Source organism: Maritalea sp. S77 (assembly GCF_049801075.1).
In the GTDB taxonomy this organism is placed as follows: domain Bacteria; phylum Pseudomonadota; class Alphaproteobacteria; order Rhizobiales; family Devosiaceae; genus Maritalea.
In genome coordinates this window covers 136,758-157,499 of the sequence record NZ_JBNAGG010000005.1, presented here as the reverse complement: position 1 = coordinate 157,499, position 20,742 = coordinate 136,758, and the positions used below count along the sequence as shown (strand labels likewise).

At 50.6% G+C, this 20,742-nt stretch carries 21 protein-coding genes and 1 tRNA gene; 9 read left to right on the top strand and 13 right to left on the bottom strand.

Annotated elements, in window-relative coordinates; all coding sequences use genetic code 11:
• Positions 1 to 24 precede the first annotated feature (24 nt).
• Together trxA (ACP15Y_RS15410) and trxA (ACP15Y_RS15405) are read left to right on the top strand one after the other, a co-directional pair.
• Positions 25 to 348, top strand: a complete 324-nt coding sequence (gene trxA, locus ACP15Y_RS15410) for a thioredoxin (protein ID WP_424984000.1) — start codon at positions 25 to 27, stop codon at positions 346 to 348.
• Between the two features lie 9 nt (positions 349 to 357).
• Positions 358 to 681: a thioredoxin gene (gene trxA / locus ACP15Y_RS15405; RefSeq protein ID WP_424983999.1), complete on the top strand. Its 324-nt coding sequence runs from the start codon at positions 358 to 360 to the stop codon at positions 679 to 681.
• Positions 682 to 716: 35 nt separating this feature from the next.
• Here trxA (ACP15Y_RS15405) and ACP15Y_RS15400 read toward each other — a convergent pair whose 3' ends face one another.
• The 11 genes from ACP15Y_RS15400 to aroA all read right to left on the bottom strand — a co-directional run bounded on the left by ACP15Y_RS15400 (position 717) and on the right by aroA (position 11,675).
• Positions 717 to 2,021: a bifunctional folylpolyglutamate synthase/dihydrofolate synthase gene (locus ACP15Y_RS15400; protein ID WP_424983998.1), complete on the bottom strand. Its 1,305-nt coding sequence runs from the start codon at positions 2,019 to 2,021 to the stop codon at positions 717 to 719.
• Between the two features lie 9 nt (positions 2,022 to 2,030).
• Positions 2,031 to 3,026 carry an acetyl-CoA carboxylase, carboxyltransferase subunit beta gene (gene accD / locus ACP15Y_RS15395; protein ID WP_424983997.1) on the bottom strand — a complete coding sequence of 332 codons (996 nt, stop codon included), beginning with the start codon at positions 3,024 to 3,026 and terminating at the stop codon, positions 2,031 to 2,033.
• A gap of 135 nt (positions 3,027 to 3,161) precedes the next feature.
• On the bottom strand, positions 3,162 to 3,983 hold the full coding sequence (gene trpA, locus ACP15Y_RS15390) for a tryptophan synthase subunit alpha (RefSeq protein ID WP_424983996.1): 822 nt from the start codon (positions 3,981 to 3,983) through the stop codon (positions 3,162 to 3,164).
• An 18-nt stretch (positions 3,984 to 4,001) separates the two neighbouring features.
• Positions 4,002 to 5,222, bottom strand: coding sequence for a tryptophan synthase subunit beta (trpB, locus tag ACP15Y_RS15385; protein WP_424983995.1), 1,221 nt, complete (start codon positions 5,220 to 5,222; stop codon positions 4,002 to 4,004).
• Positions 5,223 to 5,259: 37 nt separating this feature from the next.
• Positions 5,260 to 5,892 (bottom strand): phosphoribosylanthranilate isomerase, encoded by a 633-nt coding sequence (locus tag ACP15Y_RS15380; protein ID WP_424983994.1) that lies wholly within the window; start codon positions 5,890 to 5,892, stop codon positions 5,260 to 5,262.
• A gap of 36 nt (positions 5,893 to 5,928) precedes the next feature.
• Positions 5,929 to 6,273, bottom strand: coding sequence for a LapA family protein (locus ACP15Y_RS15375; protein WP_424983993.1), 345 nt, complete (start codon positions 6,271 to 6,273; stop codon positions 5,929 to 5,931).
• A gap of 56 nt (positions 6,274 to 6,329) precedes the next feature.
• Entirely contained in the window at positions 6,330 to 6,608 is a 279-nt protein-coding gene (locus ACP15Y_RS15370) for an integration host factor subunit beta (RefSeq protein ID WP_027835572.1), read from the bottom strand.
• A 69-nt stretch (positions 6,609 to 6,677) separates the two neighbouring features.
• Complete coding sequence (gene sppA, locus ACP15Y_RS15365; protein WP_424983992.1) at positions 6,678 to 7,631, bottom strand: signal peptide peptidase SppA; 954 nt, start codon at positions 7,629 to 7,631, stop codon at positions 6,678 to 6,680.
• Between the two features lie 144 nt (positions 7,632 to 7,775).
• Positions 7,776 to 9,473, bottom strand: a complete 1,698-nt coding sequence (gene rpsA, locus ACP15Y_RS15360) for a 30S ribosomal protein S1 (RefSeq protein WP_424983991.1) — start codon at positions 9,471 to 9,473, stop codon at positions 7,776 to 7,778.
• Between the two features lie 201 nt (positions 9,474 to 9,674).
• Positions 9,675 to 10,313 carry a (d)CMP kinase gene (gene cmk / locus ACP15Y_RS15355; protein WP_424983990.1) on the bottom strand — a complete coding sequence of 213 codons (639 nt, stop codon included), beginning with the start codon at positions 10,311 to 10,313 and terminating at the stop codon, positions 9,675 to 9,677.
• 9 nt (positions 10,314 to 10,322) lie between these two features.
• Positions 10,323 to 11,675, bottom strand: coding sequence for a 3-phosphoshikimate 1-carboxyvinyltransferase (aroA, locus tag ACP15Y_RS15350; protein ID WP_424983989.1), 1,353 nt, complete (start codon positions 11,673 to 11,675; stop codon positions 10,323 to 10,325).
• A 178-nt stretch (positions 11,676 to 11,853) separates the two neighbouring features.
• On the opposite strand from aroA, the gene ACP15Y_RS15345 reads away from it, so the two are divergent.
• The 3 genes from ACP15Y_RS15345 to ACP15Y_RS15335 all read left to right on the top strand — a co-directional run bounded on the left by ACP15Y_RS15345 (position 11,854) and on the right by ACP15Y_RS15335 (position 12,986).
• Positions 11,854 to 12,252 (top strand): TIGR02300 family protein, encoded by a 399-nt coding sequence (locus ACP15Y_RS15345; protein ID WP_424983988.1) that lies wholly within the window; start codon positions 11,854 to 11,856, stop codon positions 12,250 to 12,252.
• Between the two features lie 101 nt (positions 12,253 to 12,353).
• Positions 12,354 to 12,429 (top strand) — tRNA-Ala (locus tag ACP15Y_RS15340).
• An 80-nt stretch (positions 12,430 to 12,509) separates the two neighbouring features.
• Positions 12,510 to 12,986, top strand: coding sequence for a GNAT family N-acetyltransferase (locus tag ACP15Y_RS15335; protein ID WP_424983987.1), 477 nt, complete (start codon positions 12,510 to 12,512; stop codon positions 12,984 to 12,986).
• A 68-nt stretch (positions 12,987 to 13,054) separates the two neighbouring features.
• Here the strand turns inward: ACP15Y_RS15335 and ACP15Y_RS15330 are convergent, their stop codons facing one another.
• Together ACP15Y_RS15330 and ACP15Y_RS15325 are read right to left on the bottom strand one after the other, a co-directional pair.
• The gene (locus ACP15Y_RS15330) at positions 13,055 to 14,947 is read right to left on the bottom strand and encodes a flotillin domain-containing protein (RefSeq protein ID WP_424983986.1); all 1,893 of its coding nucleotides are present in this window, start codon (positions 14,945 to 14,947) and stop codon (positions 13,055 to 13,057) included.
• Between the two features lie 26 nt (positions 14,948 to 14,973).
• Positions 14,974 to 15,624, bottom strand: coding sequence for a YqiJ family protein (locus ACP15Y_RS15325; RefSeq protein WP_424983985.1), 651 nt, complete (start codon positions 15,622 to 15,624; stop codon positions 14,974 to 14,976).
• A 153-nt stretch (positions 15,625 to 15,777) separates the two neighbouring features.
• Between ACP15Y_RS15325 and ACP15Y_RS15320 the strand changes: the two genes are divergently transcribed.
• From ACP15Y_RS15320 to ACP15Y_RS15305, 4 genes are all read left to right on the top strand, one after another.
• Complete coding sequence (locus tag ACP15Y_RS15320) at positions 15,778 to 16,263, top strand: MgtC/SapB family protein (protein WP_424983984.1); 486 nt, start codon at positions 15,778 to 15,780, stop codon at positions 16,261 to 16,263.
• Between the two features lie 174 nt (positions 16,264 to 16,437).
• Positions 16,438 to 18,189: an ATP-binding protein gene (locus ACP15Y_RS15315; RefSeq protein ID WP_424983983.1), complete on the top strand. Its 1,752-nt coding sequence runs from the start codon at positions 16,438 to 16,440 to the stop codon at positions 18,187 to 18,189.
• Between the two features lie 4 nt (positions 18,190 to 18,193).
• Positions 18,194 to 19,558: a sigma-54-dependent transcriptional regulator gene (locus tag ACP15Y_RS15310; protein WP_424983982.1), complete on the top strand. Its 1,365-nt coding sequence runs from the start codon at positions 18,194 to 18,196 to the stop codon at positions 19,556 to 19,558.
• Positions 19,559 to 19,746: 188 nt separating this feature from the next.
• The gene (locus tag ACP15Y_RS15305; protein WP_424983981.1) at positions 19,747 to 20,742 is read left to right on the top strand and encodes a DctP family TRAP transporter solute-binding subunit; all 996 of its coding nucleotides are present in this window, start codon (positions 19,747 to 19,749) and stop codon (positions 20,740 to 20,742) included.

Here is a 20,742-nt window from a genome sequence, read left to right as displayed (position 1 = left end):
CACAAATGAAAAGGGGAACTGGTTATGACCACCCAAGTATCCGAATCTCAATTCTCTGACGAAGTGCTCAACGCTCAAGTGCCTGTATTGGTTGACTTTTGGGCCGAATGGTGTGGCCCATGTAAGGCGATTGCACCTGTGTTGGAAGAAATTTCGACTGAAATGGACGGCAAAGTGAAAATTGTGAAAGTGAATGTGGATGAAAATCCAAACATCGCTGCCCAATATGGCATCCGCTCCATTCCAACCATGATTCTGTTTAAAGATGGTGCAGCGGCTGACATGAAAATCGGCGCTGGCGAGCCAAAGGCAGGTTTGGTGAAATGGCTTGAAGGCCACGCGGCGTAAGGAGCTGTCATGCTGAACGCGGTTGACGACAGCAATTTTGCAGCAGAAGTACTGGAAAGCGATGTGCCCGTTTTGGTCGATTTTTGGGCCGAATGGTGTGCGCCGTGCAAAGCGATGGACCCGCTATTGGAGCAGGCGGCTGATGAATTTGATGGGCGTGTTAAGTTGGTAAAACTGAATGCGGCAGACAATCCATCAACCGCAAGTCAGTTTGGCGTGCGCAACATGCCGACATATTTGATCTTTGATAAAGGTGAAGTGGTCGACATGAAAGTTGGTGCCACCCTTTCTAGGGTCGGGCTAACCAAATGGCTGGAAGGCGTTGCAGCCTAACCGGAAACCGCAAGTAATTGTTTTTAACGCCGCTCCTATTGGGGCGGCGTTTCATTTTCCAGCAACACATGCCCAGCAAGATAGAGCGAACCGCAAATCACCACGCGCTGTGGACCATCGCGTTCGACCAGTTTCAAAGCTTCAACAATTGAATGGGCAGGCTGAGCCCGAAAACCCAATTCTCCAGCGGTTTGCGCCAAGCCTTCCGGGCTGGAACCAGCATTGGTTGCCAAATCATCATCCGGCACTGGCACGGTGATAATGCGATGTGCCAACCCGTCAAATGCCGACAAATAGCCCTTAATATCCTTATTGGCCAACATGCCAAGCACAAGGGTTAGCGGACGAGAACTCTTCTCGTTTAGGTCTGCCAAACCCTGCGCCAAAACTTGCGCGCCATCGGCATTGTGTCCGCCATCAAGCCACAATTCGCTTTCATGCGAAAGATATTGATTAAGAGCGCCTTTGAGTGGCGAAAAGCGCGCAGGCCAAACCACATTGCGCATTCCATCCGCCAGCGCTTCAGAACTAGGGTTCAACCCAAAATGCCGCAAGGCAGCAATGGCAGTTGACGCATTACTCAACTGATGGTGGCCACGCAGGGCAGGCACAGGTAAGTCCTCAAGCCCTTCAGTATCTTGATAAACAAAACGGCCATTCTCGCCATAGCCGTCAAAGTCTTGACCGCCAATGAATGGGGTGATGCCCAATTCCATGGCCCGCTGTTCCAACACGCCCAAAGCATCATGCATTTGCCTTGCAAACACAGCTTTGGCGCCGGGCTTCATGATGCCCGCTTTTTCAAATGCGATTTTATCGATTGTGTCGCCCAAAAACTGAACATGATCGATTGAGATTGGCGTGATCACTGTGCCGAAAGGCTGTTTGACAACATTGGTGCTGTCTAGGCGGCCACCGAGGCCAGTTTCCAACAACACCACATCTGCTTCAACTTGAGCGAACAAGTCGAAGGCCACAACGGTCGTCAGCTCAAAAAATGTAATAGGTTTGCCATCATTCAAACGCTCAAGGCGTTCCATTGTCTCGTTCAGCCGTTCGGAACTAACCAATTCGCCTGCCAGCCGAAAACGTTCGTGAAAGCGCGAGAGATGTGGCGAAGTGTAAACATGCACACGTTTGCCCATCGCTTCCAAAATGGACCGCATAAAAGAAATGACAGAGCCCTTGCCATTTGTGCCAGCCACGTGAATGACAGGCGGCAACCGATCATGCGGGTTTCCAGCAGCGTCCAAAAGCCGTTCGATACGGCCAAGGGACAGATCCATTTTTTTAGGATGGAGCGCCATGAGGCGCGCAACAATGATGTCGGTCTCGGTCACGGAGCGCGCTTATTCCGCGTGCGCCACAGGGGGCTGCTCAAGCACCAAATCGCCTTCCGCTGGGCCTTCGTTCTTTTTGGCTTCTTCGCCTTCAGCTTCCGCCACAGCATCCCGCACGCTCTTGCGTTTGGCGCTGCTGGTTTCAATTTCATTGAGTTCTGACTTGGTGAAAATACCAATCAGACGCCCAATCGTTGGCCGCAGATCATGGCGGTGCACCACCATATCGATCATGCCGTGATCATAAAGATATTCAGAACGTTGGAAGCCTTTTGGCAATTTCTCGCGAATGGTTTGCTCGATCACGCGCTGGCCCGCAAAGCCGATCAACGCGTCAGGTTCTGCAATCTGCACGTCGCCCAACATCGCGTAAGACGCTGTCACGCCGCCTGTGGTTGGGTTGGTCAACACAACAATATAAGGCAATCCGGCTTCTTTGAGCCGCTGCAGCGCAACGGTTGTGCGCGGCATTTGCATCAAAGAAAGCATGCCTTCCTGCATCCGTGCGCCACCAGAAGCGGTGAATAACACGAACGGCGTTTTGTTTTTCACCGCAGCTTCGGCGCCCTTAACAATAGCAGCACCCGCTGCCATGCCGAGCGAACCGCCCATAAAATCGAAATCCTGCACGCCAACGGTGACGTCGCGGCCCAGCAATTTGCCCGTGGCCACCAAAACGGCATCTTTCATGTCTGTCTTGGCGCGGCTATCGCGCAAACGGTCTGTATATTTTTTGCTGTCACGGAATTTAAGCGGATCAACGGGCACATCTGGCGTTTCGAGCTCGTCGAATTTGCCATCGTCCAAAAATGATTTGAGACGATCACGCGCTTTAATCTTCATGTGGAAGCCAGAATTTGGCACCACCCACTGGTTAGCTTCAAGGTCGCGGTAAAACACCATTTCGCCGCTTTGTGGGCATTTCACCCAAAGATTGTCCGGGGTTTCACGCTTGTTCAAAAATGAACGAATTTTTGGACGAACAACGGAATTAATCCAGTTCATGAGACCTCTTAGCCTTCCTGCACAAAATTTCTGTCGCCTTATAAGCGATCATTCAAAGCTTGGCGAGTCTTGCTTTAGGCCCGCCAATATTGGGCATATTATATATGGTTTTAGGCAAAAATGCGAGCAGCCAAACTAGCGAGCTGCCCGACACCCGCCCGCCAGCTCACGCACAATCGTGTGCACACGCCCTGCGATCTGTTCGGCACCTTCGTTCGCGGCCACGCCATCTTCGACCGCTTTGACCAAAACTGTGCCCACAACAACGCCATCTGCTTGCGCGCCAATGCCTTTGGCATCATTTGCGGTCTTGATGCCGAAGCCAACACAGATTGGCAAATCGGTATGTTGATTGAGGCGCTTGACGGCGGCACCAATATTTGTCGGATTCGACAAAGCAGACCCGGTAATGCCAGTCATGGAGACGTAATAAACAAATCCAGATGTGTTGGCCAAAACCTGCGGCAAGCGCTTGTCATCTGTTGTGGGTGTCGCCAAGCGAATAAAGTTCAGGCCTTTATTCAGTGCAGGCAAGCACAATTCTTCATCCTCTTCAGGGGGAAGATCAACGACGATCAAGCCATCAACGCCAGCCTCAAGGGCATCCGCCAAAAACTGGTCCACACCATAAATGTAAATCGGGTTGTAATAGCCCATCAAAACAATTGGGGTTGTGCTGTTGACTTCCCGGAACAGGCGAACCAACTCCAGCGTCTTTTTCATGTCCTGCCCAGCTTGCAGCGCACGTTGGCCGCCAGCTTGAATGGTGGGACCATCCGCCATCGGATCAGAAAAAGGCATGCCCAGTTCAATCACATCAGCGCCAGCCTCTGGCAGGCCCAGCACGATGTTTTTAGCTGTTTCAAAATTGGGGTCGCCCGCCATCACAAAAGTGACGAGGGCCGGGCGGTTTTCCGCACGTGTTTTTGCAAAGGCGTCATCCATACGCTGCGTCATAAATTCAATCCCTTGCGATTATTGTTCGAGGTCAACGCCAAGATGCTTGGCAGCGGTGAAAACGTCTTTGTCGCCACGGCCACAAAGGTTCATCACGATGATTTGGTCTTTGTCCATCTTCGGCGCACGCTTCACAACTTCCGCCAACGCATGGCTAGGTTCAAGCGCTGGAATAATGCCCTCAAGCCGAGTCAAAAGCTGGAATGCTTCGAGCGCTTCATCATCCATAATCGGCACATACTCAACCCGACCTGTGTCGCGCAGATAAGCATGTTCTGGGCCAATGCCTGGATAATCAAGACCCGCAGAGATAGATGCACCTTCGTCGATTTGGCCATCATAGTTCTGCAACAAATAAGTGCGGTTACCGTGCAACACGCCAGGCTTGCCTGCGGTCAATGACGCGCAATGCTCGTCGCCATCAAGGCCTTTGCCGCCGGCTTCCACGCCAACGATCTGAACGTCTTTGTCATCAAGGAAAGGATGGAACAAGCCAATGGCATTTGAACCGCCACCAACAGCTGCGATCAGCATATCTGGCAGCCGCCCTTCGGCTTCCATCATTTGTTCTTTGGTTTCGCGACCAATCACAGATTGGAAATTCCGCACCATTTCAGGGAATGGGTGTGGGCCCGCTGCTGTGCCAATCAGATAATATGTGTCGTCAACATTGGTAACCCAATCGCGCAGGGCTTCATTCATCGAGTCTTTCAATGTGCCTTGGCCCGCTGTTACCGGAATGATCTCAGCACCCAACAACTTCATGCGGAACACGTTTGGCGCTTGCCGCTCCACATCTTTGGCACCCATATAAACAACGCAAGGAAAGCCGAAGCGGGCGCACACAGTCGCCGTTGCCACGCCATGCTGGCCCGCGCCAGTTTCGGCGATAATGCGCGGCTTGCCCATGCGCTTGGCCAGTAGGATTTGCCCGATGCAGTTATTGATCTTGTGCGAACCAGTATGGTTCAACTCATCGCGCTTAAAGTAGATTTTGGCGCCACCAAGATGCTCGGTCAAACGCTCGGCATAATAGAGCGGTGAAGGGCGACCAATATAATGCTTATTGAGATAATCCAGCTCATCCTGAAAGCTTGGGTCGGCTTTGGCGGCCTTGTAGGCTTCATCCAATTCCAAAATCAGCGGCATCAAAGTTTCAGCAACAAAGCGGCCACCAAACATGCCAAAGCGGCCCATTTCATCCGGCCCTTGGCGCAAGCTATTTGCGGTTGAGGTCATCTATTATTCTCCCTTGTCGTCGTGCTCGCGAATGATCCTATCCGCGCGCGCGGCGCATAAATTTCTTGATTAAGCCAGCGTCTTTTTCGCCCTTGCGCACCTCAATGCCTGAGGAAAGGTCTAGGCCGAATGGTTGCACTTCGCGCACTGCTTGCTCAACATTATCAATCGTCAACCCACCGGAAAGCATGAACTTTATGTCGGGGTCAAGCGCTTTCAAAAGCGACCAGTCAAATACTTCGCCATTGCCGCCCGGATGCGCCGAATCTTTTGGCGGTTTTGCGTCAAGAATAATGAGATCTGCCTTACCTGCATAAGCAGGCACTGTGGCCAAATCTTCTTTTCCGCCTACCGGAAGCGCCTTGATCACTTTCACACCCATTTGTTGGATATGTTCAACGCGTTCGATGGTCTCTTGTCCGTGCAGCTGAATATAGTCTGGATCAAGCGCCACCAAATGCTCCAACAAATCTTCATCCGGGTTGACGGTGAGGATGGCGGTTTTGGCGCGGCCATTCATATAGCGGATCAAATTGCCAATATCTGAAAGATCGAGATGGCGCGGGCTGCGCGCAAAATGCACGAAACCAACAATATCGGCCCCTGATTCAAGTGCCGTATCAATGATTTCAGGCGATTTGAGGCCGCAAGTTTTAATCAGCAAGGGCATGAGGGGGCACTTTTCTCAACAGATGGACACAACATTTTATACTCGATCATCCAACAGCGCCAAGCCATCATCAGACTGTTGTGCGGGCGTTTGGGCATCCATTTGTTGCTTGAGTTTGGTGTGTTCTTTACGCAGCGCGCGCAGTTCTGCGCGTTTTTTGTGTTGGCCCATATAGGCACCGACGCCACCTAAAACGATGCCCAACAGAAGCGCGCCATAAATCACAATAAATAGCGGCACCGGAAAAGGCCCGAGGAATGGCGACTCTGGTGAAATAGGGTCAATGCCCAATTGTATCTCTTGGCGATTTGCCAATGCAAAAAAGGCAAACAGTAATGCGAGTGGAATAAGAAAAAACCACGTCACAACACGCTTTAACATAATGGTGCGATGCCTCTCGTCCAGTTAAACGCACCTGAAAAAAGCACGTCTAAATATTATTTGTTCAATCTTTCGCGGATTTCTTTACCCGCTTTGAATTGAGGCACATATTTTTCCTCAACTTCAACCTTTTCCCCAGTGCGTGGATTGCGACCAACCCGCGCAGGGCGATTCTTTACAGAAAATGCACCGAAACCGCGCAGCTCCGCACGGCCACCATTGGCAAGAGCATCACCGATCTCGTCAATAATCGTATTTACGATATTCTCAATGTCCCGCTGGAACAGGTGCGGATTTTCATCTGCAAGTTTTTGAATGAGTTCTGATTTAATCAATTTGGGCCTCCCCGAGTGCGCTAATGCCCTGAATTAAAATCACATTTTTGGCGATTTTTGGGCCAAAAGCTACTCTATAGGTTGCCAAACCGAAACCAAACCGTCAAGCACTTGCGTGTTATTCAAACGGTTAACAAAAACTGAACCAATCTGTGTGCCGACCCAATTGCCGATATTTTGCCATGGCTCTTCGGGCAACGGATAATAGGTCAAAACCTGCTGATCGGCGGCTTCTGCTTCACCTTCCATCCAAGCTTTTGCGGTAAGTTCATCGCCGATTTCGTCGATCAACTGGGCCTTCAGTGCCATACGACCAGTCATGATGCGACCATCTGAAAGGCGCAGTACCTCTGCGCGATCTAAGCCGCGACGTTCAGCCACAATGTCGACAAACCATTCAAAGGAATCATCCACAAGCTGTTGATAAGATTGCCGGACCAAAGGCGACATTGGCTCATCAATATCGGGTTCTGCCTTCAACGGACCTGTGGCCACCTTGTCATAATCAATGCCGATTGTGTCTAGCAGTTTGGACGCATCCATATGTTGGATCAAAACGCCGATTGAGCCAACGATTGAAAGACGGCGCGCATAAACTTTGTCAGCCCCAATCGCTGTCATATAGGCCGCAGAAGCGCCCAACTCATTGATCACCGCAGCAACAGGCTTGTTTTCCGCAATGGCGCGAACGCCTTCATATAGTTCTTCGCCGCCTGCGGTGGTGCCGCCCGGGCTGTTAATTTGGATAACGACACCCGTCACATTGTCATCATTTGCGAGGTCATTCAGCACTTGCCGGCGCAGTGGATCAGAGGCGATCACACCATCAATCACAATGCGGGCAATGTGTGGGCCTTCATTGGCGCCAGGTGTCGAAAACCCACCCAAGGAGCGACCTAAAATTGCAACAACAGCAATAACAAGTGCAGCAAATGCAACAAACCGCCAATTGCGCCGTGAGCGCTTGAGGGCGCGTTTGCTCATCATTTGATCAATTTGTTCAAATTCGGAAGGTGTGGTCACCGTTTGCATCCTCAAAAACTGTTTCTTCTGTCCTAGGCAAACTCGAGCCGATTGGCAAGCGCCAAGACCCCATCAATTGCGCAATGAAAAAGCCCGCCCAACAATTTGCTGGGCGGGCTTCCAATTCAAACAAAGCTCTAAAGCTTAGTCGTCTGTATTGTTTTGCTTCAAGGCTGCGCCAAGAATGTCGCCCAAAGAGGCGCCAGAATCTGTTGAACCATACTGAGCAACAGCTTCTTTTTCTTCAGCAATTTCCAAAGCCTTGATGGAAAGTGTCAAACGGCGTGTCTTGCGATCGAACTGAACGATACGTGCATCCACTTTGTCGCCAACAGCAAAACGCTCTGGACGCTGCTCTGAACGATCGCGGCTAAGATCAGAACGCTTGATGAAGGCAGTCATGTCGCCATCAGCAAGTTGAACTTCAATGCCACCATCATTCACTTGAGTAACAGCACAGGTTACGATTGAACCTTTGCGCATGCCGTCTGTAGCTTCAGTGAATGGGTCGTTAGAAAGCTGCTTGATGCCCAAAGAAACGCGCTCTTTGTCCACATCAACGTCCAACACAACCGCTTTAACAACGTCACCACGGTTATAGTCTTCCAAAGCTTCCTCACCTTGACGGTTCCAGTCGAGGTCAGACAAGTGAACCATGCCGTCCACATCGTCTTCGAGGCCAATGAACAAACCAAATTCAGTTTTGTTCTTAACTTCACCTTCAACTTCAGTACCCTGTGGGAATTTAGCTGCGAAAGCTTCCCAAGGATTGTCGAGGCACTGCTTGAGGCCAAGAGAAATACGACGCTTCTCAGGATCAACTTCCAAGATTTTCACTTCTACTTCCTGAGAGGTAGAAACGATTTTGCCTGGGTGTACATTCTTCTTGGTCCAGCTCATTTCTGAAACGTGGATCAAGCCTTCAATGCCTGGCTCAAGCTCAACAAACGCACCGTAATCGGTGATGTTTGTGATGCGGCCAGTGAAGCGGCTGTTCAATGGGTATTTCTGATCGATTGTTTCCCAAGGATCAGCTTCAAGCTGCTTCATGCCCAATGAAATGCGGTGCGATTCCAAGTTCACGCGAATGATTTGAACTTTGATGGTTTCGCCAATTGAAAGCACTTCTGATGGGTGGTTCACACGACGCCATGCAATGTCTGTCACGTGCAACAAGCCATCAATGCCGCCCAAGTCAACGAATGCACCGTAGTCAGTGATGTTTTTAACAACACCCTCAACCACTTGGCCTTCTTCCAACTTGCCAACAATTTCAGAACGTTGCTCTGCGCGGCTCTCTTCGAGAACAGCACGACGAGACACAACGATGTTGCCGCGGCGCTTGTCCATTTTCAAGATTTGGAAAGGCTGCGCCACATTCATCAATGGGGCAATGTCGCGGATTGGGCGGATATCAACTTGGCTGCGTGGCAAAAATGCCGTCGCGCCATCGAGATCAACGGTGAAACCACCTTTAACCTGATTAAAGATGATGCCTTCAACGCGTTCATTTTTGTTGAAGAGCCCTTCAAGGCGAACCCAGCTTTCTTCGCGGCGTGCTTTTTCACGGCTAAGAACAGCTTCACCCATCGCGTTTTCAACGCGATCAACATAAACTTCAACTTCAGAACCAACCTGCAAAGAGCCATCGCGGCCAGCAGCGCCGAATTCTTTCAAAGGCACGCGGCCTTCAGTTTTTAGACCTACGTCAATAACAGCAAGGTCTTTTTCAATGGCAACAATTTTGCCTTTAATAACGTTACCTTCAGCAGGTTCGTTCGTTTCAAAGCTTTCGAACAATAGTGCTTCGAAATTCTCTTGAGCGACAGCGGTATCTGTCATGAATACTCCGATCAATGTGCCGTTCTTTTGTTAAAACGCGCATCAAATCCAAAAACAAAACCCGGAGCTTGCGCTCCCGGCACAAGGGTTTCACCTTTGTCTTTCATGCGATAGTTCTAAGCGGTACTGTTTGGCAAAAATCCAAAAATCGAGCGGTGCGAAACATCATTTGGATCAAAAGCTGAAATTAAAGCCCAGTATTTATGAGCTTTTCTTTTGCGCCAAAACGTCGTTCACAAGCTCTAAAGCCGCTTGGAATGCGGTTTCTATAGACAATTTTGTTGTATCAAGCAAGTGCGCATCTTCGGCAATAAAAAAGGCGCCAGCTGGATTATTCTTGTCATCCGCATCGCGTTTTTCAATTTGTGCCAAAATTTCGTCGATCGTCACGTCCACACCGCGTGCATTTAGCTGCTTGGTGCGGCGTTGAGCGCGGGTAAATGCGTCCGCCGTGACATAGAGTTTCACATCTGCTTCTGGGCAGATACGGGTGCCAATGTCCCGCCCATCCAAAATTGCGCCGCCAGCCTGACTGGCAAAGTTAAGCTGCACCTCTCTAAGCGCGGCGCGCACCTCAGGTACGCGCGCCACTTTAGATGCGGCAACTCCAGCCTCTGCCGTGGTCAGATCATGCTCATGAAAATGCGACAGATCCAACGATTGGGCTTTGTCGATGGCCAATTGTTCCCAATTGGGTTGGTCAAGATCATCGCGCATGGCATAGCCCACCGCACGATATAAAAGGCCTGTATCCATATGGGGCAGATCAAAATGCTGCGCCAGTTTTTTGGAAATGGTGCCTTTGCCCGAAGCGGCTGGGCCGTCAATCGCGATGATCATCTGTTGCTCCTAAGCGTTGGGCCGATCAAATTGCGCGCCAAGCCGTGTCATGTCTGGCACAAAGCTCGGAAAGCTTGTGGCGATCATAGCACTATCGTCAATCTTAACTGCATTTTTTGCGGCAAGGCCCATCACCAAAAAGCACATGGCAATGCGGTGGTCGAGATGAGTCTCGACAAGTCCGCCACCCGGCACTTGGTCGCCCATGCCTTCAACGGTCAAAAAGTCTTCGCCCTCAATGCACGCCACGCCGTTGGCTTTCAACCCATTGGCCACGGCAGAAAGTCGATCACTTTCTTTTACCCGCAATTCGTCGATGCCTGGCATATGGGTGGCGCCTTCCGCAAAAGAGGCGGCTACGGCCAGGACGGGATATTCGTCGATCATGGACGCTGCACGCTCGGCAGGAACGGTTACGCCCTTGAGTTGAGAATATCTGACCCGAATGTCAGCAATATCTTCGCCGCCAGATTGGCGTTCATTGGTCAATTCAATGTTCGCCCCCATCTCTAGCAAAGTGGTGATCAAGCCCGTCCGGGTCGGGTTCATCAAAACATTTTCGATGGTGATGTCTGAACCCGGCACCAACAGAGCCGCCACCATTGGAAACGCCGCTGAACTCGGGTCGCCCGGCACCAAGACTTCTTGTCCGCGCAGGTCAGGCAAACCTTCCACCTCAATAGTGCGAACACCGTCAGCATCGGTGGAAACCTCAACTCTGGCACCGAAACCTTTGAGCATCTTTTCAGTGTGGTCACGGGTGTGCACTTCTTCAATCACTGTCGTGGTGCCCGGAATAATCAGACCGGCCAGCATGATGGCGGATTTGACCTGCGCAGATGCCATTGGCGTTTTATAGTGGATTGGTGCCGGATTTTCCGGCCCTTTAAGGGCGATAGGCAATCTGCCCCCCGGTTGTTCTTCCACCACTTCAACGCCAATTTCGCGCAACGGGTTCAACACGCGATTCATTGGCCGCGCAGAAAGCGAGGCATCGCCTTCATAGCGTGAAACGAACGGATAGGTGCCCACAAGGCCCATGGCCAGCCGCACACCGGTGCCTGCATTGCCAAAATCCAGCGGTTCGCTTGGTTCTTTAAAATGACCAACACCCACGCCGTCGACGTGCCAATAATTGCCGCGTTTTTCAATTTTCGCGCCCAATTGTGCCATGGCGCGGCCAGTGGCCAAAACATCTTCGCCTTCCAAAAGGCCAGAAATGATGGTTTCGCCTAAAGCCATTGCGCCAAACATGAGTGCGCGGTGAGAAATGGACTTATCGCCAGGCATGGCGATAGCGCCCGTAAGCCCTTGAGATCGCATTGCAGCCAATGGGATCGGGGCAGATCGAGTATGTGACATGTATAAATTCTATCTGGAGTTAACGGAACGCGGTTGCACTTCTAGCACGGCATTTATCAAGTTGACAATGTGAACAGACCAATTGAAAACAAAAAACTACCATTTTCATTTGACAGATTGTGTTCTAGCTTCTAACCCAACCTGCCAATACAGAGATGAACTTGACGAGGTGATTGAAGTGGCCAAGACCGACCGCGGAACCAAGCGCCAGTGCTTAAGCTGTGCCACCAAATTTTACGATCTTAATCGCGACCCGATTATTTGTCCAAAATGCGGTGCAGAATTTGTGACTGAAATGGCTGCTGCAAAAGCTGCCGAAAAAGAAGTCGAAGAAGAAATTGATTCAGTGGATGAAATTGAAACAGATAGCGCAGCTGCTGCAGCTGGCGCTGAAATTGTTTCATTGGATGAAGCTGATGAAGAAGAAAATGATGATGACATCAAGAATTTGCCAGACGTAGATCTGGAAGATGATGATGACGACATCAACAATGATGACAATGATGTCTTTTTGGAAGAAGACGACGATGACGACAATATCGGCATCGACGTACCGATCAAAAAAGACGAAGAATAAATTTTTTTACGTTGGCGCAATTTTCGGTCTTGCAACTCACGCACGAGTTGACTAATTTGCGCCAACAAATCGAGCTGCAAAACATTTTGCAGCTCTGAATTGGGGCCTTAGCTCAGCTGGGAGAGCGCTTCGCTGGCAGCGAAGAGGTCAGCGGTTCGATCCCGCTAGGCTCCACCAATTTTTCTTCGTAAATTATTGGTCTTTGGTGCATCCTGCGCTAGGCTTATGCCTATTGTTTATTCGCTTGGATTCGCACCATGTCCAAACCCGCTCAAATTGAAATTCGCCCGGCAGATTTTAACGATCCGCAGCTTCACCAATTGGTCGAGGCGCATCATGCTTATGGCGCGGCGCATTATCCGGCGGAAAGCAATCACGAGTTGGGCATCAATGAACTGGCTGCAGAAAATATGCAGCTTATCACCGCATGGTTGGACGAGAAATGTGTGGGTATGGTTGGGTTCAAGCCCTTTGGCACCAATGCTGCAGAATTGAAATCTATGCATGTGCTGGCCAGCGGGCGCGGTTATGGTATTGGCACCAAGCTAATCAACCATATTTTTGCCTTGGCCAAAGATCAAAAGATCGACCAAATCTATTTGGAAACAGGCAGCCGAGACGCTTCTGCGGCGGCCAGAGCCATGTATGAAAAATTTGGTTTCAACTATTGCGATCCGTTTGGAGATTATCGCGAAGACCCGGAAAGCGTCTTTATGCGCTTAGACCTTGAGTAGGTCGTTGGCGGTTGCGGGCTAAAAAAAGGGGCGCCGAAGCGCCCCTGTGTAGAACTATTGATTTGGCTTTACGTTTCCGACGTCGCATCGCCACTTGGCTTCGGTGACTTGGTCTTGGCCGCTTTGGATGGAGATGCAGCCCTGGCTTTTCCATTTGAAGGTGATGTGTGCCGCGAATCCGCGATCACCGCTTGCGCAATTTCATCGGCGGTTACTTCACCATCCTCATCTTCCTCTGTGGCTGCATCGCGCGGCTTGTTCACCAATTCATCAACCGCATTTGTCAGCCCATTAATGTCGTGGCCATTCAGCCCAACTTCTTTCAGCAAGCTGTCCAGCAATGGGGCTTGGGCGCGATAGCGCAAGGCGCTGTTCACAACTTGATCTGCCAAATTGCCATTGCTGCCACCATCGGCGTGGCCGTTTGTTGCCGCGCCAGCAGGGGAACTGCTTAACCCGTCAACTTGGATGATCTTGATGCCGTCAATGTTCTCCATTGGCTTGGCGCTTTCACGGATGATGTTTTCCAAATTCTCAATCAAAGACAACTTCACCTTCATGGAGATCTGGTCGTTGGAAAGCAGGTTGGCCGCCTCGTTCAAGGCGCGGTTACCCGTCGCTTCCACCGCGTAGCGAATTTCAGACGCGGCCGCGCGGGTTTTCTCCGCTTCCGCATCCGCATTTGCGCTGATGGTGACACGGTCAGCCTCACCACGTGCTTCTTCACGCACAGCCTCGGCATTATCAGCCGCAGCAACCTTCTGGGCTTCCGCCACCACTTTTAGGCTAATCGCGTCACGCTCCGCTTCTTTCGCCGCTTCGATCAACTCAATTTGCTTTTGCCGCTCAGCGATTTCCCGTTCGCGGGCAGAAACAACTTTTTCCTCTGCTTCAACGGCTTTGGCCCGAGCTTCATCCGCTGTTGCGCGCGACAAGCTTTCCTCTTTAGATTTTTCCGCAATCGCAATTTCGCGATCTTGTGAGGCGATGCGAACGGTTTTCTGTTTCTCAATATCTTGAGTTTCAATTACTCGCTCTTTGGCAATGCGTTCTTCTTCAACCGCGCGTTCAGATGTGATTTCCGACTGACGAATTTGCTGCTCAGCTTCAATCCGTGCGCGTTCGGCATCTTTGCGCTTTTCAGATTGCTCCACCGCGATTTCCGCCGCCTGCTGGGCGCGCCGCACTTCAACTTCACGCTCTTGGTGCAAGCGAGCATATTCTTCCTCTTTGCCCAAATCAAATTTGAGCTTCGAAGCTTCCAAGTTTTTATGCTGAATTTGAACCGCTGTATCCTGCTCAATATCGTTACGGATTTTTTTGCGAGATTCGATTTCTTGCGTCAGCCGGGTCAAACCCTCCGCATCAAATGCGTTGTTCGGGTTGAAATATTCCATGCTGGTTTGGTCCAAACCGGTCAATGACACGCTTTCCAATTCCAAACCATTTTTAAGCAGATCTTCTGAAACGACTTGCTGAACTTTTTGCACAAAGCTTACACGCTGCTCGTGCAACTCTTCCATGCTCATTTCAGAGGCCACAGAGCGCAGCGCATCCACGAACTTACCTTCGATCAAATCTTTCAGCTCACTTGGGCGCATCGTGCGCGAACCAAGGGTTTGCGCAGCGTTGGCAATGGAGTCGGCTGTGGGCTGAACCCGCACATAAAATTCCGCCACCACATCAACCCGCATCCGGTCTTTCGTGATCAAAGCTTGATCATCAGCCCGGCGCACCAAAAGGCGCAACGTGTTCATGTTAACGGCGATGATTTCGTGCAAAACAGGCAACACCAACGCGCCACCATTCATAATGATTTTTTGGCCACCAAAACCTGTGCGTACAAACGACATCTCTTTCGACGCACGTTGATAAAGTCGCGAAACAATGATGCCGATCGTCAACAAGGCAACCAGAATGATACCGGCAAACACCAGTATTTGAAGTGCAGAACTACTCATGGGTCCTCCCCAAAGGATTTTAAATTTTAGTTTTCAGTTTGATTTTTCATCGCCACAAAACGAGTTTTGTCCTGTCGCAAAAGTGTGATTTGATCGCCCTGTTCCAAGGCGTTTTCACCCTCATGGGGTTCAACCATCACATAATGGCTATTGCCCAATGCATCCTTGATGCGGGCTTGAGCGGGGGAACCTTGCTCGGCCCGCCCCAATGTGATCACGCCATGATGCCCGACCAGTTCGGTGCGCGAGATCGCATCTGTTTCGTCTCGCGGCATAATGCGGTTCAAAAGTCCCGCACACCCGCGGATAAGCGGCAAGCTTGCCACGCCAGCCAAGGGGGCTGCAATCCAAGCGGGCAGGGGGGTGCCAAATGTGTCTGTCACGACGCCTTGCAAGGCAAAGCCAATCAGCCCAAACAAAGTCAGAATGACGATCAAGAGTATGATAAATGGCACTTGGCCAAAGCGAAGCCAGCTCAAAAACTGGACAAAAATTCCAGGGGACTCGATGTCAGGTGCATCGATATCAAAATCCATCTCGGGCAACATGCTGTCGACAAATTGGCTCAGCCCAGCGCCAAACAGCACGCCGATACCTTCCAACAATGCAATGAAAAATACGATCGCCAACGCGACGCCAAACGGCACATTGGCCGCGGAAAAAATAAACTCTAACATATTGCTCAATCAAATTATTTAAGTCTCCGCTTTATTGAGCAGAAATTTTTGTAAGAGTCCAGTTCTGGGCCAAAATCCGTGTGGTCGGAACCATTTGCAGCCAAGTTCGTTTGATTTGAAAGCAAACAGCGCGAAGTGCGACTTGGGACATATATGGGACAGATTTTAGATTTGCAGACATTGGCTTGGACGGAAGCAGCAGTGCGAGTGGCGCTGGCTCTATTATTTGGCTTTTGCGTCGGCTTGGATCGTAACCTCAAAAACAAACCCATCGACTTCCGCGTGTTCATGATCGTGGCGGCCACGACCTGTCTCTTGGCCATCATGGGTCAGGAAATTGTCGCTTATTATGCAGGCAGCAACCCTAATCTAAAGCTTGGCCTGCTGCGTATTGTCGAAGGTGTGCTAACCGGTATCGGCTTTTTGGGGGCAGGCGCCATCATCAAGTCGAGCGGTGATGAACCGCGAATTATCGGGACTGCCACCGGCGCCAGCATTTGGAGTTCTGGCGCGATAGGCATGATGTTGGGCTTCGGCTTTTATGGGCTCGCTTTGTTGGGCTTCGCCATGCTGGTCATCATTCTTGTATTGTTTGGAGTATTGCGTGAACCCATTTTTGATCAAAACGACAAATATTGAGGTAAACCCATGCGGCCCTTTATTGTTCGACCTTCAAATGCTTCGTTGAGCCACATCTTGAAGCGGATAAATGTGAAATCCAAAGCGCTCTAGCAGCGCGAGCGTGGCGACATAAGATCACAAGCAGGCGGATGAGCGCTTGACCAAACCGCGTTTGATCGCAAAAACTGAGACATGCAGTTTTTTCGTCGCGCCCTCGTGTCTTTGTCGCATTCTTTCCGTGCCCAAGTTTTTGCTTTGATCACGAGCGCGGCCATTGTTGTGGCGACCATCTTGGCCATCGGCCTGCCGCTGATTGAAGACCGCGCACTTAAAGAGGTTGAGCACGAGATCAATCAAGTGTTTGCACTGCAAAAAGAAGCCATCAACGGCCTGTTCGACAAATATCGGTTGCTGACAGGCATTGTGGCGCGAGAGCCGGATGTGGCTTTTCTGTTCACAGCGCAAAATGTCGGCATTGGCCAAATACGCACCCAACAGTTATTGAACAAACTGGCAGGCCTCTCTGGTGCGGCCAATATTCAATTGGCCGATCCTGATGGCAAGGTGTTTGCCCAGTTCCAATCCGAGCAATTTGCACCGCCCACCATTGCGGAGGAACTGCAGCAGGCGGCGATGGAAGGTCGACTGGGCCGCACAACTTTGCGCAGCAGCGATGATCAGATTGCCTATGCGTTTTCGTCGCGCGTTCAGCGCTTGGGCGAAACCTTGGGCACAGTGACGGTTTATGTCGATTTACAGACATTAGGCACCGCTTGGGCATTGATTAACGAGCCGGTATTCGTCACCAAAACAGATGGCAGCTTGGTGGTTGGCAACCAACTCGCTGGTGTGCTGCAACCTGATATGATCCAAACCTACCCCGAAGAGCTCACGCAGTTCCCGCTATATCGTGGGAGCGGGCGGCCCATACCCTATTTGGCGCGATCAGTTTATTTGCCACTTTATGATTGGCATTTGAATGTGTTGGAGCGGTTTGATCCAGTGGCCAATGCGCGCAACCAATTTCAAGTGATTGTCATTTTGGCCGGTGTTGTGTTGGGCGGCGTGTTGTTCTTGCTGATCCAGCGTTGGCATATCATCCGTCTGCGCTATGAGCAGGAGCGTGAAGTAGCGCGGGAGCTTGAGCGCCGCGTTGTGGCGCGAACGCAAGAGCTAAAACGCGAATATGATGAGCGAATACAGGCGGAAGAAGCCCTGCGCCAAGCGCAACTCGATCTCACACAATCAGCAAAGCTCGCTTCAATCGGGCAAATGTCCGCCGCTCTTTCGCATGAATATAACCAACCCATCGCCGCCATCCGGGCCTATGCTGATAATGCCCGTGCCTTTTTGGCGCGTGATCGCAGTGAAAAGGCCGACGAAAATTTAGAGCGCATCACCAAAATGACCGACCGTATGGCGCAGCTCTCCAAAACATTGAAGAGCTTTGCCCGAAAGCCCGGCACGAAGTTGCGCGATGTTGAAATTGGCCCCTTAATGCAAGAGGCGATAACCTTGGTCGATCCACACGCCAAAGCCAAAAAGGTGGAGCTGGATTTCACCTTGCCGTTGGAAAACATCAAGGTTGAAGGCGGCAGCTTGCGCCTCTCTCAAGTGTTGGTCAATCTGTTGTCCAACGCCATTGATGCAGCTGCGAACACTGAAAAGAACATGGTGTTTTTGGGTGTGGATTATAGCGAAAAAGAAGTGGTGTTGCGGGTGGAAGACAGTGGCGCAGGCGTGAGCGAAGAGGATCGACGCAGCATATTTGATCCGTTCGTTTCACAAAAAGATGTCAGTGAAGGTTTGGGGTTAGGTCTTTCCATTGCCTACAATATTGTCCATGATTTTGGTGGCGACATAGATGTTGGAGCCAGCACGCTTGGCGGTGCGGCCTTCTATGTGAATCTGCCTCGCCATAAAGCCGAAACCACAAAGGAATGAACGTGTGAGCATCTCTCAATCGCCACAGATATTTCTAATTGATGATGACCATGATTTGCGCCACGCGCTTGAGCAATCGCTGGAGCTAGATGGCTTCGATGTGTTGAGTTATAGCCGCGCGGCGGATGCCTTGCCGCAAATTCACTTTCAACTGTTCGGCATTGTCGTGTGCGATGTGCGGATGCCAGAAATGTCTGGTCCGGAGTTTTTGAAAAAAACCATCGAGATCGATCCAGCGTTACCGGTGATCTTTATCACCGGACACGGCGATGTGGCGATGGCGGTGTCTGCCATGCGCGATGGCGCTTACGACTTTATCGAAAAGCCGTTTCCCACCAGCCAGCTATCCCTTGTCATCAATCGCGCCGTGGAAAAGCGGCGCTTGGTGCTCGAAAACCGTGTGTTGCGGGAAGAGATTGAAAGCGAAGATTTGCTGGATGAAACCCTCATCGGGCGTTCGCCCCATATGGTGCAAATCCGACAGCAAGTGAAAATGCTCGGCGATGCCGATATCGATGTGATGGTGAATGGCGAAACCGGGGCCGGTAAAGACATGGTGGCGCGCGCATTGCACGAACATTCTGCACGCAAAGACAAACCATTTGTTGCCGTGAACTGTGGCGCATTGCCGGGCGAAATCATCGAAAGCGAATTGTTTGGGCACGAGTCTGGTGCTTTCACCGGTGCCAATCAAAAGCGTATTGGCAAAATCGAATATGCCAATGGCGGTACCTTGTTTTTGGACGAAATTGAAAGCATGCCGCTTGATCTGCAAGTGAAGCTACTGCGGGTTGTTGAAACCCGCGGCGTGGAGAGGCTGGGATCGAACAACACCATTCCCCTCGATATTCGCATCGTTGCGGCATCAAAAGACGACCTTGCCGAAGCCAGCGCAGAGGGGCGTTTTCGACAAGATCTCTATTTCCGACTTAACGTCGCAAGCATCAATTTGCTGCCCTTGCGCGATCGGACTGAAGATATTTTGATGCTGTTCTATCGCTTAACACGACAGGCAAGAGCTCGTTTCCGCAAAGAAATTCCGGAACTGACGCCAGACCTCGTGGCGGCTTTGCATGCACATGATTGGCCGGGCAATGTGCGCGAGTTGCGCAATTGTGCGGATCGGTTTGTCTTGGGTATGGGGCTTGGCCTCGGTGAGGACATGTTGGGCGCTGAGAATGACAGCCGGGCCTATCACCTGAGCGACCAAGTCGCCCGGTTTGAAAAATCAGTCATCGCTACTGAAATTTCCCGCAATAAGGGTGCTCTAAAGCCGACTTATGAGGCTTTAGGCATTTCGCGCAAAACGCTTTACGACAAAATGAAAAAATATGGGCTAGAAACTGATCAGTTGGATGGCGATGTGTAGAAATCTACACATGACGCAATTTCGGTGTGTGGATTATTACACAAATTTAGCTTGTGTCGAATATTGAAATTTGAATAACTAATTAAAATAAAAAGAAAAATTCGGAATTTATCGATTTGGCACGCCCCTTGCTATGTAAAGATCAGCGGTCAGAGGGACCGTATCTATACTATCCTTGGGAGGATTATATGCTTAAGAAATTCGCAGCTGGCGCAGTTATCAGCGCCGCTTTGTTCGCCACACCAGCCTTCGCTGATTGTGACTCTGGCGAAATTGTCATCAAATTTAGCCACGTGACAGCCGCCACGGGTCACCCTAAAGGTGAAGCAGCTGAAGCCATCGCAAAGCGCATCAATGAAGAAATGAACGGCACAGCCTGTATGGAGGTGTTCCCAAGCTCTACATTGTTTGACGATGACAAAGTGATGGAAGCTTTATTGTTGGGTGACGTGCAAATCGCGGCACCTTCGCTTTCAAAGTTTGAGAGCTTCACCAAAAAATATCGTATTTTCGATTTGCCATTCCTGTTTCCAAATATGGATGCTGTGAACAACTTCACCCAAGGTGAAACGGGCCAAGATTTGCTGAATGCGATTGACGATAAGGGCTATGTTGGCTTGGGCTATATCTATAATGGTTTGAAGCACTTCTCTGCCAAAAAACCATTGATGGTGCCAAGCGACGCGGAAGGCATGAAGTTCCGCGTGCAAACATCTGACGTGGCTGTTGCCATGATCGAAGCAATGGATGCTTCTGCACAAAAGCTCGCATTTAAAGAAGTGTATGGCGCGCTGCAAACTGGTGTTGTGGACGGCCAAGAAAACACATGGTCAAACATCTACGCTGAGAAATTCTTCGAAGTGCAAGATGGCGTCACCGAAACCAACCACCAATTGCTGACCTATTTGGCAGTAACCTCAAAAGAATGGTTGGACAGCCTTGATCCGGAAGTGCGCGAGCAGTTCCTCACCATCTTCAACGAAGAAGTAGTGGCGGCAAATGCCAAAGCGACCGAAGTGAACGAAGATGCCAAGCAAAAAATGATCGCCGCTGGTGGTGTTGTGCGCACGCTGACACCAGAACAGCGTCAAGAATGGGTGGATGTAATGAAGCCTGTTTGGGATCAGTTTAAAGACGATATCGGTCAAGACGTGATCGATGCAGCCGTTGCTGCGGGTCAATAA